The sequence below is a fragment of the Nocardioides sp. JCM 18998 genome (genome assembly GCF_055391535.1).
In genome coordinates, this window is sequence record NZ_AP043886.1 from 4,133,666 (window position 1) to 4,148,423 (window position 14,758).

Sequence of the window (14,758 nt, forward strand, 5' to 3'; positions counted from 1 at the left end):
GGTCGGCCCCCATCGCGGATGTCGGTGGCGTGCGGTTGGCTGGATGACATGACGCTCGACGCGACGACTCCGGCACCCTCCGACGGCATCCGCGACGCGGCGGCCCGCGCGGTGGACCTGCGCAAGAGCTACGGCTCCGGCGACTCCGAGGTACACGCGCTGGACGGCGTGAGCGTCGACTTCGAGCGGGGTGCCTTCACCGCGATCATGGGTCCGTCCGGCTCGGGCAAGTCGACCCTCATGCACATGCTCGCCGCCCTCGACACCCCCTCCTCGGGCCGCGTCGTCGTGGACGGCACCGAGGTCGGCACGCTCAAGGACCGGGCGCTCACCGCCCTGCGCCGCGAGCGGATCGGATTCGTCTTCCAGGCCTTCAACCTGATCCCGACGCTGACGGCCAAGGAGAACATCCTGCTGCCGCTCGAGCTGGCCGGGGCGAAGCCGGACAAGGAGTGGTTCGACACCGTCATCGCCGCCGTCGGCCTCGCCGACCGGCTCGGCCATCGCCCGGCCCAGATGTCCGGAGGCCAGCAGCAGCGGGTCGCGTGCGCCCGCGCCCTGGCGAGCCGCCCCGCGATCGTCTTCGCGGACGAGCCGACCGGCAACCTCGACTCCACCTCCGGCGCCGAGGTGCTCTCGTTCCTGCGCCGCACCGTCGACGACTTCGGCCAGACCGTCGTGATGGTGACCCACGACGCGGTCGCGGCGTCGTACTGCGATCGGGTGGTCTTCCTCGCCGATGGCAGGATCGTGGACGAGCTGCTCGAGCCGACCCGGGAGACGATCCTGGAGCGCATGACCGCCCTGCAGGACGCGGCCATGGCAGCGGCGAGCAGCGGGCAGGGCGCCTGATGTTCCGGCTGGTGCTGCGCAACCTCCTGGCGCGCAAGGTCCGGCTCGTGATGAGCGGGCTGGCGATCGTCCTCGGCGTGGCATTCCTCTCCGGGGTGTTGGTCTTCAGCAACGGCCTGTCCAGCACGTTCGACTCGATCATCAAGGGCTCCACGCCGGACGCGACCGTACGGGCGAAGGGGCTGGACTCCTTCGATCCCGGCTCGACCGGCACTTCGACCGCCACCGTCTCGCCGCAGGTCGTCGCGAAGCTCTCCGCGCTCCCCCAGGTCGGCGCCGCCCACGGCACCGTCGACGGCAACGGGATGAACCTGCTCGACAGCGACGGCGACCTGGTCGGCGGTACGGGCGCGCCCACGCTGGCGTTCAACCACACCGGCGGCGTCAACATGGCCGGCGAGTCGATCCTCGAGCTCAAGCAGGGCACCTGGCCCGGTCCCGGGCAGATCGTGCTCGACTCCGGCAGCGCGTCCCGGGCCGGCTATCACGTCGGCGACACGGTCTCGCTGCTGCCGCCGACGAGCAGCACCCAGATCAAGGCCGAGCTGGCCGGCACCGCGGAGTTCAACGGCGGCTCGACCGCCGGCTCGACGCTGCTGATCTTCGACACCGCGACAGCGCAGAAGATCTTCCTCGGCGGGCGCGACGCCTTCACCTCGGTCTCGCTGACCGCGGCTCCCGGCGTCTCCCAGGATGCGCTCGCCACCGCCGCCCAGAAGGTGCTGCCCGGCGACTTCGAGGCGGTCACCGGCGATGAGGTGGTGGACGAGTCGCAGGACGCGATCAGCCAGTTCCTCGACGTGATCTCGGTCTTCCTGCTGGTCTTCGCCCTGATCGCCGTCGTGGTCGGCGCCTTCATCATCGTCAACACCTTCACCATCCTGGTCGCCCAGCGCACGCGGGAGCTGGCCCTGCTGCGCGCCCTCGGAGCGACCCGGCGCCAGGTGGTCCGCTCCGTGCTCGCCGAGGCCTTCGTGATGTCGGTCATCGCCTCCACCATCGGCATCGCGATCGGGTGGGCGCTGGCTCGCGGCCTCGCCGCCGTCTTCCGCTCCGCCGGTCTCGACATCTCCGGGCGGGTCCTCGTGCTGGACGCGCAGTCGGTGGTGATCAGCTACGCGATCGGCATCGTCGTCACGATGGTGGCGGCCTGGCTCCCGGCGCGCCGCGCGGGCAAGGTCGCACCCGTCACGGCGATGCGCGGCGACCTCGCCCGTACGGCCGCGCCGCTGCGGACCCGCGTCCTGGTCGGCTCGGTCCTGTTCCTGATCGGTGCGGCGCTCGTGGTCGCCGGCTTCGCCGGCGCGCCCGGCTCCACCGCCGCGTGGGTCGGCGGCGCAGCGCTGATCTGGGTGCTCACCCTGGCCGCGACCTCGTCGGTCGTCGGACGCCCGGTGCTGGTGCTGTGCCGTGCCGTCTTCGCCCGGCTCTTCGGCACCTCGGGCCGGCTGGCGGGCGAGAACGCGCTGCGCGACCCACGGCGGACGGGCGCGACCGCTTCGGCCCTGATGATCGGGCTGGCGCTGGTCTCCACCATCGGGGTGCTGGCCGCTTCGATGAACCGCACCATCGACGACATCGTCGATGAGCAGTTCACCTCCGACTTCCTGGTGCAGTCGGCGACGTTCATGCCGTTCCCGACCTCGATCGGCGACCAGATGCAGCGGGTCGACGGCGTGCAGACGGTCAGCCGGATGCAGACGGTCAGCGCCAACATCGTCGACAAGGCCGGCCCCGACACCGGGCAGACCACGACGATGACCGGCGTCGACGGCTCGTTCGCCGACATCTACCACCTCGACATGACCGACGGCACCGAGCACCTCACCGGCGACCAGGCGCTGGTGACGACCGACCTGGCCGAGCAGCGCGGCTGGCACCTCGGATCGGCGTTCCAGCTCTCCTTCCCCGCCGGGCGCACGATCGACCTGACCGTCGCCGGCATCAGCAAGTCCAGCGAGATCACCGGACCGATCACCGTGCCGATCGAGCAGGTCGACAAGGCCGGGATGCAGCGCCAGGACACGTCGGTCTCGATCATGCTCGCGCCGGGAGCCTCCTCGGCGGCGGTGCTGGGCGATCTCAAGAAGATCACCGACGCGGCCAAGATCGTCGAGGTCTTCGACAAGGCCAGCTTCGCCGACCAGATCCGGGGGCAGGTCAACCAGCTGCTCTACATGATCTATGGCCTGCTCGCGCTGGCGATCGTGATCGCCATCATCGGCATCGTGAACACCCTGGGCCTCTCGGTGATCGAGCGGACCCGCGAGATCGGGCTGCTGCGCGCCATCGGGATGAGCCGGACGCGGCTGCGCCGGATGATCACGCTGGAGTCGGTCGCCATCGCGGTGCTGGGCGCCGTGATGGGGATGGCGCTCGGCCTGGTGATCGGGGTGCTGCTGCGCCAGTCGCTCAGCGATCAGCTGACCTCGCTGGGGCTGCCGGTGGGCCAGCTGTTCACGTTCCTGGTGATCGCCGTGGTCGTCGGCGTCCTCGCGGCGCTCCTGCCCGCTATCCGGGCCGCCCGGCTCAACGTCCTGGCCGCGATCACCACGGAGTGACCGGAGTCATAGGTCCGGTCGGGGCCCGACAGCCATAGGGTGACAGATGGTCCGTGGACTCCATTCGGGGAGCCGCGAGATGTCACGAAAGGCTCGACATGAGCACTGAGGAGAGCGCCCCGTACGGTGGCGCGGCCGACACGCCGGCGACGGTGAAGAAGGTCCGCACCCACCACCTGCGGGAGTGGAAGCAGCAGAGTCGGCCGTTCACGATGCTGACGTCGTACGACCTGATGACCGCCCGGATCTTCGACGAGGCCGGGATCGACACCCTGCTCGTCGGCGACTCCGGCGGCAACACGGTCCTCGGCTACGGCACCACCCTGCCGGTCACCCTGGACGAGATGATCGTGATGGCGCGCGGCGTGGTCCGCGGCGCCTCACGCGCCCTGGTCATCGGCGACCTGCCGTTCGGCACCTACCAGGCCTCGCCCGAGCAGGCGTACCTCTCGGCGGCCCGGCTGATGAAGGAGGCCCAGGTGGCCGCGGTGAAGCTCGAGGGCGGTGTCGAGATGGCGCCCCAGATCCAGCGGCTCACCCAGGGCGGCATCCCGGTCTGCGCCCACATCGGCTTCACACCCCAGTCGGAGCACACCCTCGGCGGGTACCGGGTGCAGGGCCGCGGCGACTCGGCCGCGTCACGCATCCTGCGGGACGCGTACGCGGCGCAGGAGGCGGGCGCCTTCGCCGTCGTCCTCGAGATGGTGCCGGGCGACGTCGCCGCCGAGGTCACCCAGGAGCTCGAGATCCCGACCATCGGCATCGGCGGCGGCAACCAGACCGACGGCCAGGTCCTCGTGTGGCAGGACGCGTTCGGGCTGGGCACCGGCCGTACGCCGCGGTTCGTGAAGCAGTACGCCAATCTCCACGACGTCCTCCTGGATGGTGCTCGCGCCTACGCCGCCGACGTCTCCACGCGCGCGTTCCCCGGCCCCGAGCACACCTTCTAGCGCGACTCGGCCCTCCGGCACACCGACTCGGCCCTCCCGCATCACTGACTCGGCCCTCCGGCACGGAGTTATCCACAGATCCCGTCTCGGGGGTCGCGGGCTGTGACCCGTCCTTGCTGAGATGAGACCGCCCTCGTATCGTGCGAGGGCGGTCCGTCTCGGGAGGACGACCGATGCTCGCGACGATCGACACCACCACGTACGGGGATGCGGCGCGGCTCCTCACGCACGCGAACCAGGACGCGGGCGCGGTCGCCGAGTCGCTCTTCACGGCGATCGCCGACGCCTCGATGTCGACCGGCACGACGGGCGGTGCGGCCACCTGGGCCGCCTCATACTCGGCCTTCGCCGCCTCGGTGAGCGACGGGATCTCCGACCTCGTCGGCGCACTGGGGAACGCCGCGCTCCTGCTGGACGCGAGCGGCGACAACCACGCGCGGGCCGAGGCCGCCGCGGCGCCGTACGGGCTCCCCTCCTACGCGCTGCCCCAGCGCGCGCTCCGCTCCGTTCGGATGTCGGGTCTGCCGCCGATCTTCGGGGGCAACGCGGACGAGCCGGGCGGCTGGCACATGGTGGTCGCGCACCTGTCCGGGTACACCTGGCCCGGCGCCGACCTCGGACGTCTCGCCACCCTGGCCGCCGCGTGGCACCGGGCCGCAGCGGGCCTACGGGCGCTGTCCGCCCTGCCGGATCGGGCCGGGCAGACGCTCGGTTCGATGGCCTCTCCCGAACTCCCGGCCGCGATCGCGGCCTGCACCCGCCTCTCGTCGGTCGCACACGCGCTGGCCGATGACTGCTCCGAGCTGGGCAGCGCGATCACCCGCTTCGCGGACGAGGTCCAGCGCCAGCGCGACCCGATCTACGAGTCGGTCAAGGACCTCGTCATCTCCGTCGCCTGGTGCGAGGCCGGCGGCTTCCTCGTCGGCGCGTTCAGCGACGGCGGCGGCGAGCTGGCCGGCAAAGCCCTCGAGGCCACGATCATCACCCGCTGCGCCACCCGGATCGTCGCCCTCCTCCGCGCCCTCGACGAGGCGCTCCCGACGCTGAAACCACTGCTCGTCGGCGCGACCGCCGCCGACCGAGGCTGGCTGACGATGATGTCGGAGGCTCGCCCGGTCGCCGCGGACATCAGGACCGGGTCCCCTGTTCTGCAGTCGGAGCTCGACACGGCCGCCGGCGTTGGATCCGGCGCCGGGGCAGCCGGTGCTCTGACCGACGAGCAGGTCATCGAGTCGGGCTGGGCCAATCGCCGCACGCTCACCCGACATCTTCGTGATCACGGGGCAGACGTCGGCGCCAAGACGCAGGCAGAGTACGTCCGTGCAGCGCAAGAACTCTTGCGACGGGCGAGGGCTGAAGGCCTGCCGACGAAGATCGACGAAGACGGCGTGATCCGCATCTTCGATCCGCAAAGTGAGATGTTTGCTTCGTTCAACCGTGACGGCCGTGCGCGCACGATCTTCCGTCCCGACAACCCCGCCGCCTATTGGTCACGCCAAGAAGGAGTCCTTCAATGACAACTGGCTACATGTGCCCGGCGTGCGGATTCGACGATCTCGCAGAGCCTCCTTACTCCACCTCAGGAGGGGCATCGCACGAGATTTGCTACTGCTGCGGATTCCAGTACGGCTACACGGACGACAACTCTGGCTACACCTTCGATTCGTGGCGTCGGAAGTGGATCGCCGACGGCATGCAGTGGGATTGGGGCCGCTCAGACGACGAGCGTCCCGAGGGCTGGGACCCGTTCGAGCAGCTCAAGAACCTCGAACGCTGATCGAGCCGGGACGCCCCTGGTGTCGGACGCGCATAGTGAGGAGCCGGCCGGGCCTGAGACCGTGCTCGCCCACACTCCTATGCGCGCACACGGCCCGCTGTCGTCCCCCAGGCAGCCTGCGCTGAAGCGGGCGAGTTACTTCCCCGGGGTCAAGTGCATCGCCGCCGACTCGATGGCGCGGTGCATCGGCTTATCCACAGGTCGGTAACCGGACCTAGCGACGTTTCTTGCGGTCGCAATATGGTTCCGATCAGGCGCGGTTGGTCGGGCGCCTCCTCGGGAAGAAGGACCACATGGGGAAACTCTCTCTGAGCCTCAGCGCCATCGCAGCCTGCGCGCTGCTGGCCGCCTGCGGCAGCGAAGCCGCGACCGCGCCGCCTCCGTCGCCGACGCTCTCAGCAAGTCCGATCTCGCCGCCGTCGACGAGCGCCTCGCCCACACCACCGGTGATGCCGAGTGCGGCCCAGGCGCAGACTCGAGCCGGCGCAGAAGCCTTCGTGAGGTTTTACGTCTCGGCGATCGACTACGCGGAGAGGACGCTCGATACATCACAACTGAAGACGATTTCCGCGCCGAGCTGTGTCGGCTGCCATGGCGGCATCAAGGGAATCGACAGGATCGCTCAGCTTGGCGGGCACGTTGAGGGGGTTGCCCAGAGCGCTACTTCAGCAACGACGACTGCCTTCGACATGGTTCATCGCACTGCCGCAGTCTCCTTCGCGATCGACATTGCTACGGAGCGCGTCGTCGTGCCCGGACAAAAGGCGGTGATTCACCCCGCCGGTCGGACGCTTATGCTCGGCATCCTCATTGCGCGGCCCGGCGGTTCATGGCAGATGGCTGATCTAAGGACTCGACCATGATCCGAGTCGCTTCGCTAACGCTGGCTCTGCTGCTGATCCTGACACCGTCAACGCGCGCACATGCTAGCGACGACCCACATGTGGGGGTCGCGCCGGGCGTTTTTGAGGCAGACTCGTCGAGCGCCAATGAGTCGGCTAACGACGACACCAGTGTCGCCACGACGAGTTCAGGGTCATCTGATTCGCCTGGACGAGCTGGAGGCCATTACGTCACTATGAATATATGCGATCTCAATGGTGTGAGTTCGTGTGGCGACGCGAATGCATGCCCCGACGGATCAGTCATGTCCGTCACGTACTTCCTCTCCGATACTGGCGCCGTCTCGGATTACCGGTACTCGTGCCCTGGGCCGACCACGGTTGACGTGGAGCGTGCCTTCAAAACGCTCCGGATGAAGGCATCCGCTATCCACATCCAGCCACCGGGCGGCGAGACGCTGGTCAACTTCGACTCGATCTTCTTCACCGACCCGTTCACGCTCGACACCACTCGCACCCTGCTCGGGGTCCCCGTCGCGTTCCACATCACCGTCGCGCGCTACGTGTGGCACTACGGGGACGGCTCGACCCAGACGACGACCGACCCGGGGGCGGCCTATCCCGATCAGACGATCGTCCACCGTTATCTGACGAAGGGGCAGGTCAGCGTCACGGTCGACACCGTCTATCAGGCCGACTACTCCATCGACGGTGGGGCACAGCAGCACCTGGCCGACACGGTCACCATCACCAGCCCGGCGCAGCAGCTCCGGATCCTGACCGCCACTCCCCACCTCGTCGCCGACTGAGCCGGAGGGCCGAGTCGCCCGTGCCGGAGGGCCGAGTCACCCGTGCCAGAGGGCCGAGTCGATGTCTGACAGATGTCACCCCGACGTCATGAGCGACAACAGCCGCATCGCGGCGCGGAAACGACAACACTGGGACACATGACAGTTCCAGCGGTGCGCCTCGAAGGCGTGACCAAGAGCTTCGGCCAGGTCGAGGCGGTCAAGGGCATCGACCTCGAGCTCCAGCCCGGCGAGGTGGTGGCGTTCCTCGGCCCCAACGGCGCCGGCAAGACGACCACGATCGACATGATCCTCGGCCTCTCCCAGCCCACCCAGGGCACGGCCGAGGTCCTCGGCCTGGCCCCGCGCCAGGCCATCTCCCGCGGCCTCGTCTCGGCGGTGATGCAGACCGGCGGCCTCCTCAAGGACCTCACCGTCCGCGAGACCGTCGCCTACACCGCCAGCCTCTTCGCCGACACCCTGCCGGTCGACGAGGCCCTCGCCAACGCGGGCATCACCGAGATCGCGGACCGCAAGGTCGGCAAGTGCTCGGGCGGCGAGCAGCAGCGGCTGCGGTTCGCGATGGCCCTGCTGCCCGACCCGGCCCTGCTCCTCCTCGACGAGCCGACCACCGGCATGGACGTCGAGGGCCGCCGCACGTTCTGGAACGCGATCCGCCGCGACGCCGACAAGGGTCGTACGGTCCTGTTCGCGACCCACTACCTCGAAGAGGCCGACCAGTACGCCGACCGCATCGTGCTGATCAGCAAGGGCCGCAAGGTCGCCGACGGCTCCGGTGCGGAGATCCGCGCGCTCGCCGCCGGTCGTACGGTCCGCGCGACCGTGCCGGGCCTCGACCGTGCGATCGAGCAGCAGATCAGCGCCCTCGGCGGCGTCGACCAGATCGACATCCGCGGCGACCAGATCATCGTCCACACCAAGGACAGCGACACCGTGGCACGTCACCTGCTCACGCACACCGGAGCACGGGACCTGGAGATCACCAGCAAGAACCTCGAGGACGCGTTCCTCAGCCTGACCGGAGGCGACCAGTGAGCACCGCAGCCAACGCGAGCCAGACCATCGACGTCGAGGCCCGACGCGTCCCCAAGCTCGGAGGCTTCAACGCCACCCTGCTCCGCATCGAGCTGAGGCGGATGCTGCGCAACCGCCGCACCATCGTCTTCACGCTCCTCCTCCCGGCGTTCATGGCGCTGATCTTCACCGGCCAGAACGGCTCCGACGACCCGGCGGGCAGCGGCAACGTCGCCGCCTACCTCCTGATCTCGATCGCCCTGTACGGCGCCGCGCTCACCTCGGCGGCCAACGGCGCGATGGTGGCGATGGAGCGGGCCACCGGCTGGAGCCGTCAGCTGCGGCTGACGCCGCTCAACCCGGTCGCCTACATCCTGGTCAAGGCCACCATGGCGCTGATCATGGGCGGTCTCGCGATCGTCGTGGTCAACGCGGTCGGCGTCTGGCAGGGCAAGGCCGACATGTCGGTCGGCGTCTGGGTCAGCAGCGCCCTGCTCGCCCTCCTGTGCACCGTCACGTTCGCGGCCCTCGGCGTCTTCGTCGGCTACATCGTCCCCGGCGAGAACGCCATGCAGATCCTCGGCCCGGGTCTGGCGGCCCTCTCCTTCCTCGGCGGCGTCTTCATCCCGCTGGACAACTACACGCCGGTGGTGCGCCACATCGCCTACTGGACCCCGATGTACGGCGTCTCCGAGATCGCCCGCGCACCCCTCACCCACGAGCTCCCCTGGTACGCGATCGTCAACGCGGTGGTGTGGTTCGGGCTGTTCGTGGCCGGCGCGGCCTGGCGGATGAGCAAAGATACGGCTCGTGTCTGATCAGACCTGGCCCACGACGACGCCATCCGGCCGTGATCGCCGGATGCGCGTCGTCGGCCCGTGGATCGGCGGCCTGTGGCTGCTCTTCCTGACCAGCCCCTTCATCGCGGGCTGGAACCGCTGGAACGACCACCACGACGGCCGCGGCATCGCGGGCATGATCATCACGGTCTGCTTCGCGCTGCTGTACGTGCGGGTCTTCGTGGACGTACGGGCGTCGCTGCGCGGCGCGTCGCCGCCTCTGCCGCTCGCGGCCGGGGCGGCGTACGTCGGCGCCCTCGCCATCTTGGCGGTCCTGATGATCGCGAGCGTCGGCGCGGCCGGCACGGCGGCGGCGCCGTTCGTCGCGGTGATGGCCGTGCTGGTGATGCCGCTGCGCTGGGCCGCACCGATCGTGGCGCTCGTGGTGCTCGGCACCCTCGCCGTCGGCTGGATCCCCGGCTGGCCCGACCAGGTCGGCAACGCCTTCGGCGTGGTCGCCGGGGCGCTGGCGATCTTCGGCTTCAAGACCGTGCTGCGGCGCAACGAGGACCTCGTCAGCGCGCACACCGAGAACGCCCAGCTACTGGTCGACAACGAGCGCAACCGGTTCGCCCGCGACCTGCACGACATCCTCGGCCACTCCCTGACGGTGATCACCGTCAAGGCGGAGCTGGCGGGACGGCTGATCGACGTCGACCCGGCCCGCGCCAAGGACGAGATCAACGACCTGGAGCGGCTCTCCCGCGACGCGCTGGCCGACATCCGCCGCGCCGTCGAGGGCTACCGCGAGCTGAGCCTGCCCGGCGAGCTGGCGCGCGCCAGGGCGGCGCTGTCGGCCGCCGAGATCGCCCCCCGCATCCCGCAGTCCACCGACGAGGTCCCGACCGAGCTGCGCGAGCTCTTCGCGTGGTCGGTGCGCGAGGGCATCACCAACGTCATCCGCCACTCCGGCGCCCGCCGGTGCGAGATCCGGCTCTCGCCGAGCTGCGTGATGATCCGCGACGACGGCGATGGTCCGGGCGCCCGCCTGCGCGAGGGCTCGGGCATCACCGGCCTGCGCGAGCGCGCCGCCGTCGTCGGCGCCACCGTCACCACCCGCACCCTCTCCCCCGGCTTCTCCCTGGAGGTCTCCCGCGCATGAGCACCATCAGACTCCTGCTCGCCGACGACCAGGCCCTCGTACGGGGCGCGCTGTCGGCCCTGCTCAGCCTCGAGTCCGACCTCGAGGTGGTCGTGGAGGTCGGCAGCGGCACCGAGGTCGTCGCCGCCGCGCTGCAGCACCAGCCGGACGTGGCCCTGCTCGACGTCGAGATGCCCGGGCTCGACGGCATCGCCGCGACCACCGAGCTCAAGGCGGCGGCGCCCGAGATCAAGGTGCTGATCGTGACGACGTTCGGCCGGCCGGGCTATCTGCGGCGGGCGCTGCAGGCCGGTGCGAGCGGGTTCGTCGTGAAGGACACGCCCGCCGCCCAGCTCGCCGACGCCGTACGCCGGGTCCACGCGGGGCTGCGCGTCGTCGACCCGGCGCTGGCGATGGACTCGCTCGTCGCCGGCGAGTCACCGCTCACGGCACGCGAGACCGAGGTGCTGCTGGCCGCGCGCGACGGCTCGAGCGTCGCGGCGATCGCGGCCAAGCTCTTCCTCTCGGAGGGCACGGTGCGCAACCACCTGTCGGCTGCGATCGGCAAGACGGGCGCCGCGAACCGTACCGAGGCCGTCCTCACCGCCGACGGCAACGGCTGGCTCTGACCCCCGCGAACGCCGACGCCCTTGACCCCGGCTGATCGGGCGTCATGCTGGAGGCATGACCAGGACGCTCGGTGTCGCCATCACGGTCTCCCTCCTGCTCGGCTTCCCGGCCGTGGCCTGCGGAGCCTCAGATCCCGGTCCGCAGGCCGCCCGGCCGATCACCGCGATCGCCGCCTCGACGGGCGCCTCCGCGCCCGTCACGACGTCGGCCCCGCGGGCCGGCATGCCAGCGCTGCGGGTCCGCACGCTCGCGCGCGGACTCGATCACCCGTGGGACGTCGCCCCGCTGCCGGGCGGCCGGCTGCTGATCACCCAGCGCGAGCGGCGCTCCCTGACGATCCTGCGTCATGGCCGCCTGCACGACGTCGCGTTCGCCAACGGCAGGATCTGGGTCTCCGGGGAGACCGGCCTGCTCGGGCTGGAGGTCGACCCGCGGTTCGCGCACAACCGGCGGATCTACACCTGCCAGGGCTGGAACCTGCCGGGCGGCGGACATGACGTCCGGGTGATCGCCTGGCGGCTCAACCGCTCGTACACGCATGCCAGGCTGGCCCGCACCCTGGTGACCGGCTTCCCGACCTCGAGCGGGCGCCACGGCGGCTGCCGCCTCCTGATCACGCGCAACGGCGCCCTCAACGTCGGCACCGGCGACGCGGCGATCGGCACCAACCCGGAGAGCCTGACCTCGCTCGGCGGCAAGACCCTGCGGCTCAACCGGATGACCGGCGCCCCCTGGCCCACCAACCCGTTCATCCACGCCGCCGACCGGGCGACCCGCTACATCAGCAGCTACGGGCACCGCAACGTGCAGGGCCTCGCCCAGCGCGCCGACGGGTCGCTGTGGTCGATCGAGCAGGGCACCGACCGCGACGACGAGGTCAACCGGATCGTCATCGGCGGCGACTACGGCTATGACCCGGTGCCGGGCTACAACGAGTCGGTCCCGATGACCGACCAGGCGCTGCCCGGACACCAGATCGCGGCGGTGTGGTCGAGTGGATATCCGACGCTGGCGACCAGCGGCGGCACGTTCGTCGCCGGTCAGCGGCGCTGGGGCTCGCTGAGGGGCGCGCTGGCGGTCGGCGTGCTCAAGGACGAGCAGGTGCTGTTCGTCCGCCTCACCCGCACCGGGCGGCTCGCCGGGACCACATCGCCCGCCGCCCTCCAGCGGTACGGCCGGATCCGCACCGTGGTGAGCGCGCCGAACGGCGACCTGCTGGTGACGACCGACAACGGCGACGGCGCCGACGTGCTGCTGCGGGTCAGCCCCCGCTGAGCGAACCGGTCGACGTGGGGCGGCGCGTCACTCGGACGCCTCGTCCCACTTCTCGTCGTCCTTCTCCCACTTCTCGTTGCGCTCCTCGACCTTGCCGAGCGCGTTCGCGGCCTCGGCCTCGGTGTCGTAGGGACCCAGCCGGTCGGCGTTGCGGCAGCCCTCCTCGGGCTCCACGGTGTGGTGCTTGAGGCAGTACCAGTAGCTCATGGGCTGAAGGTACCCGCGAATCACTGCGACGCGCGCCGGTCCAGCTCCTGCTGCACGCGGAACGCCGCGGCCTCGTGGTCGTACTCACCGCTCATCACGGCGGCCAGGCGCAGGTACGGCAGCGCCTCGGCGTACCGGCTCTGCCGCTCCAGCGCGCGACCGAGCGCATGCTGCGCCCAGACGTCGCTCGGGTCATCCTCGACCAGGCCACGCAGCACCTCCTCGGCCTTCTGCAGCTGGGCGCGCATCAGGTAGGCCCACGCCAGCAGGGTGCGCAGGCCGGTGTTGCGAGGGTCGTCGGCGAGCGCCGGCTCGACGAGCTCCAGCGCCTCGCGCGGGAAGCGGCGGGCGAGGAGGTCGTGAGCGGTGCGGTACGCCGTCTCGGGGCCCTGCCCCGGGAACATCACAGCGGGTGCGGTCAGGTCGCTCATGGGGCCTTCAACAAGGAGTCGCGAGCGCACATTCCACCGCGGTACGGTGTCGGCGCGTGTGGGCTGACCGGGCGACCGCGTTGCCTCGCAAGAGGCACCGAGGAAAGTCCGGGCTCCGTAGGGCAGGGTGGTGGCTAACGGCCACCCGGGGTGACCCGCGGGACAGTGCCACAGAAAGCAGACCGCCTTCCGGCGTGTCGGAGATCGAGCTTGCGAGATCCCCGGGATCCGGAGGGTAAGGGTGAAACGGTGAGGTAAGAGCTCACCAGCGGCCTGGGTGACCAGGCCGGCTAGGTAAACCCCACCCGGAGCAAGACCGAACAGTGCTCGTCCGAGGGCTGCCCGCCCGAGAGCACGGGTAGGTTGCTTGAGGCCACCGGCAACGGTGGTCCTAGATGGATGGTCGCACTCCTTCGGGAGAACAGAACCCGGCTCACAGGTCAGCCCACACGCACCGGACCGGCGCCGCCCTGCTGCAGCAGCTGCGCGGCGCGCGGTGGCGTCCCCGCCACCTTGCCCGAGGTCCCGCTCGCCGTGCCGGCTATGACGGTGCCGTATCCGGTTCAGAGGATCGCGCCTCGCGGAGCGAGCTCGACGGAGGCGATGCCTCGTGCGAAGAGGACGAGCAGCCGGTCGCCGTGCTGGCAGCGAAGGACACCGGAGTCGGATGCCAGCTCCTCGACCACCTGCTCGAGGAGCTCGTCCTCACCGGCGACGTCCGGGTCCTGACACCGGACGTCGGTGTGGTCACCACTGGTGAATCGGACCCGGATCACGATGTCTGCCATGAAAGCACGCTAACCGCGACCGCAGCGGGCGTACATCGCGTCGACCTGGCTCATGCGGTCTCGAGCCGGCGACCTCGCCCCTCAGACGCAACGGATCGGTTCGATCGCGAGAACAGGCGTCAGGATCCGCGTCGGTGGGTACATCCCCTCTCGCCACCACGATCCGGACGCCGGAAGGACCACCCTCATGGACGAGCTCGACACGATCGCCGCCGACCCGCTCGGATCCCCCGCGCCGGGTCCAGACCAGATCTCCACGGCGCTCGGACTCATCGGCGATCTGCTCACCACGACACCTGCCAGGACCCAGCGCTGGGAGCCGCGAGACCACGGCAACGGCCTGCCCTACCGCCTGTGGGACGCGCTGTCGATCGTGCACGCCGTGGCATCCGAGCACCGCATCACCGAGGCCGACGCCGTCCACGCCGTACAAGCAGCGGTCCGTCAGATCAAGACCGACGACGACGTCATCGACCTCCTCTCCGAGCACCTCGGCGAGCTCGGCGTGGACAGCCTCAAGGACTTCATGGGCCGCACCATCGAGCTCGAGACCCACTACCCGCTCAACCTCGGCGCCTACGCGCTCAGTGTCGTCGACTCCGACACGATGCAGGCCTCCTATGCACGGACTGCGTTCGTGCTGCGAGATCGGACCCTGGCAGGCCCGACCACCGCTGCCCAGCCCACCGCCGCCTGACCCTC

16 protein-coding genes and 1 other RNA gene are annotated in these 14,758 nt (G+C 70.1%); 14 read left to right on the plus strand and 3 right to left on the minus strand.

Annotated elements, in window-relative coordinates; all coding sequences use genetic code 11:
- The first annotated feature begins 48 nt into the window (after nt 1–48).
- The 12 genes from ACZ5L9_RS19410 to ACZ5L9_RS19465 all read left to right on the plus strand — a co-directional run bounded on the left by ACZ5L9_RS19410 (nt 49) and on the right by ACZ5L9_RS19465 (nt 12,630).
- Nucleotides 49–852, plus strand: coding sequence for an ABC transporter ATP-binding protein (locus ACZ5L9_RS19410; RefSeq protein WP_464531246.1), 804 nt, complete (start codon nt 49–51; stop codon nt 850–852).
- Complete coding sequence (locus tag ACZ5L9_RS19415; RefSeq protein ID WP_464531251.1) at nt 852–3,413, plus strand: ABC transporter permease; 2,562 nt, start codon at nt 852–854, stop codon at nt 3,411–3,413. The genes ACZ5L9_RS19410 and ACZ5L9_RS19415 overlap by 1 nt, the downstream gene beginning before the upstream one ends.
- A gap of 98 nt (nt 3,414–3,511) precedes the next feature.
- Nucleotides 3,512–4,363, plus strand: coding sequence for a 3-methyl-2-oxobutanoate hydroxymethyltransferase (gene panB, locus ACZ5L9_RS19420; protein WP_464531255.1), 852 nt, complete (start codon nt 3,512–3,514; stop codon nt 4,361–4,363).
- Nucleotides 4,364–4,536: 173 nt separating this feature from the next.
- Nucleotides 4,537–5,880, plus strand: coding sequence for a WXG100-like domain-containing protein (locus ACZ5L9_RS19425; protein ID WP_464531260.1), 1,344 nt, complete (start codon nt 4,537–4,539; stop codon nt 5,878–5,880).
- Complete coding sequence (locus tag ACZ5L9_RS19430) at nt 5,877–6,140, plus strand: hypothetical protein (protein ID WP_464531264.1); 264 nt, start codon at nt 5,877–5,879, stop codon at nt 6,138–6,140. The genes ACZ5L9_RS19425 and ACZ5L9_RS19430 overlap by 4 nt, the downstream gene beginning before the upstream one ends.
- Before the next feature lie 293 nt (nt 6,141–6,433).
- The gene (locus tag ACZ5L9_RS19435) at nt 6,434–7,003 is read left to right on the plus strand and encodes a DUF6318 family protein (RefSeq protein ID WP_464531269.1); all 570 of its coding nucleotides are present in this window, start codon (nt 6,434–6,436) and stop codon (nt 7,001–7,003) included.
- Between the two features lie 392 nt (nt 7,004–7,395).
- Entirely contained in the window at nt 7,396–7,791 is a 396-nt protein-coding gene (locus ACZ5L9_RS19440) for a hypothetical protein (protein WP_464531273.1), read from the plus strand.
- Nucleotides 7,792–7,929: 138 nt separating this feature from the next.
- Nucleotides 7,930–8,826 (plus strand): ABC transporter ATP-binding protein, encoded by an 897-nt coding sequence (locus ACZ5L9_RS19445; protein WP_464531277.1) that lies wholly within the window; start codon nt 7,930–7,932, stop codon nt 8,824–8,826.
- The gene (locus tag ACZ5L9_RS19450) at nt 8,823–9,623 is read left to right on the plus strand and encodes an ABC transporter permease (protein ID WP_464531282.1); all 801 of its coding nucleotides are present in this window, start codon (nt 8,823–8,825) and stop codon (nt 9,621–9,623) included. The genes ACZ5L9_RS19445 and ACZ5L9_RS19450 overlap by 4 nt, the downstream gene beginning before the upstream one ends.
- Nucleotides 9,616–10,746 carry a sensor histidine kinase gene (locus ACZ5L9_RS19455; RefSeq protein WP_464531287.1) on the plus strand — a complete coding sequence of 377 codons (1,131 nt, stop codon included), beginning with the start codon at nt 9,616–9,618 and terminating at the stop codon, nt 10,744–10,746. The genes ACZ5L9_RS19450 and ACZ5L9_RS19455 overlap by 8 nt, the downstream gene beginning before the upstream one ends.
- Nucleotides 10,743–11,354: a response regulator gene (locus ACZ5L9_RS19460; protein WP_464531291.1), complete on the plus strand. Its 612-nt coding sequence runs from the start codon at nt 10,743–10,745 to the stop codon at nt 11,352–11,354. The genes ACZ5L9_RS19455 and ACZ5L9_RS19460 overlap by 4 nt, the downstream gene beginning before the upstream one ends.
- Before the next feature lie 55 nt (nt 11,355–11,409).
- The gene (locus ACZ5L9_RS19465; protein WP_464531296.1) at nt 11,410–12,630 is read left to right on the plus strand and encodes a PQQ-dependent sugar dehydrogenase; all 1,221 of its coding nucleotides are present in this window, start codon (nt 11,410–11,412) and stop codon (nt 12,628–12,630) included.
- A 27-nt stretch (nt 12,631–12,657) separates the two neighbouring features.
- Here the strand turns inward: ACZ5L9_RS19465 and ACZ5L9_RS19470 are convergent, their stop codons facing one another.
- Nucleotides 12,658–12,837, minus strand: coding sequence for a hypothetical protein (locus ACZ5L9_RS19470; RefSeq protein WP_464531300.1), 180 nt, complete (start codon nt 12,835–12,837; stop codon nt 12,658–12,660).
- Nucleotides 12,838–12,857: 20 nt separating this feature from the next.
- Nucleotides 12,858–13,268 carry a tetratricopeptide repeat protein gene (locus tag ACZ5L9_RS19475; protein ID WP_464531304.1) on the minus strand — a complete coding sequence of 137 codons (411 nt, stop codon included), beginning with the start codon at nt 13,266–13,268 and terminating at the stop codon, nt 12,858–12,860.
- Between the two features lie 59 nt (nt 13,269–13,327).
- Here ACZ5L9_RS19475 and rnpB point away from each other — a divergent pair.
- Nucleotides 13,328–13,720: RNase P RNA component class A (rnpB, locus tag ACZ5L9_RS19480), an RNA gene on the plus strand.
- Between the two features lie 111 nt (nt 13,721–13,831).
- Here the strand turns inward: rnpB and ACZ5L9_RS19485 are convergent.
- Nucleotides 13,832–14,056 carry a hypothetical protein gene (locus tag ACZ5L9_RS19485; protein ID WP_464531307.1) on the minus strand — a complete coding sequence of 75 codons (225 nt, stop codon included), beginning with the start codon at nt 14,054–14,056 and terminating at the stop codon, nt 13,832–13,834.
- 187 nt (nt 14,057–14,243) lie between these two features.
- Here ACZ5L9_RS19485 and ACZ5L9_RS19490 point away from each other — a divergent pair, with 187 nt between their 5' ends.
- Nucleotides 14,244–14,753 carry a hypothetical protein gene (locus ACZ5L9_RS19490; RefSeq protein ID WP_464531311.1) on the plus strand — a complete coding sequence of 170 codons (510 nt, stop codon included), beginning with the start codon at nt 14,244–14,246 and terminating at the stop codon, nt 14,751–14,753.
- Nucleotides 14,754–14,758: the final 5 nt, after the last annotated feature.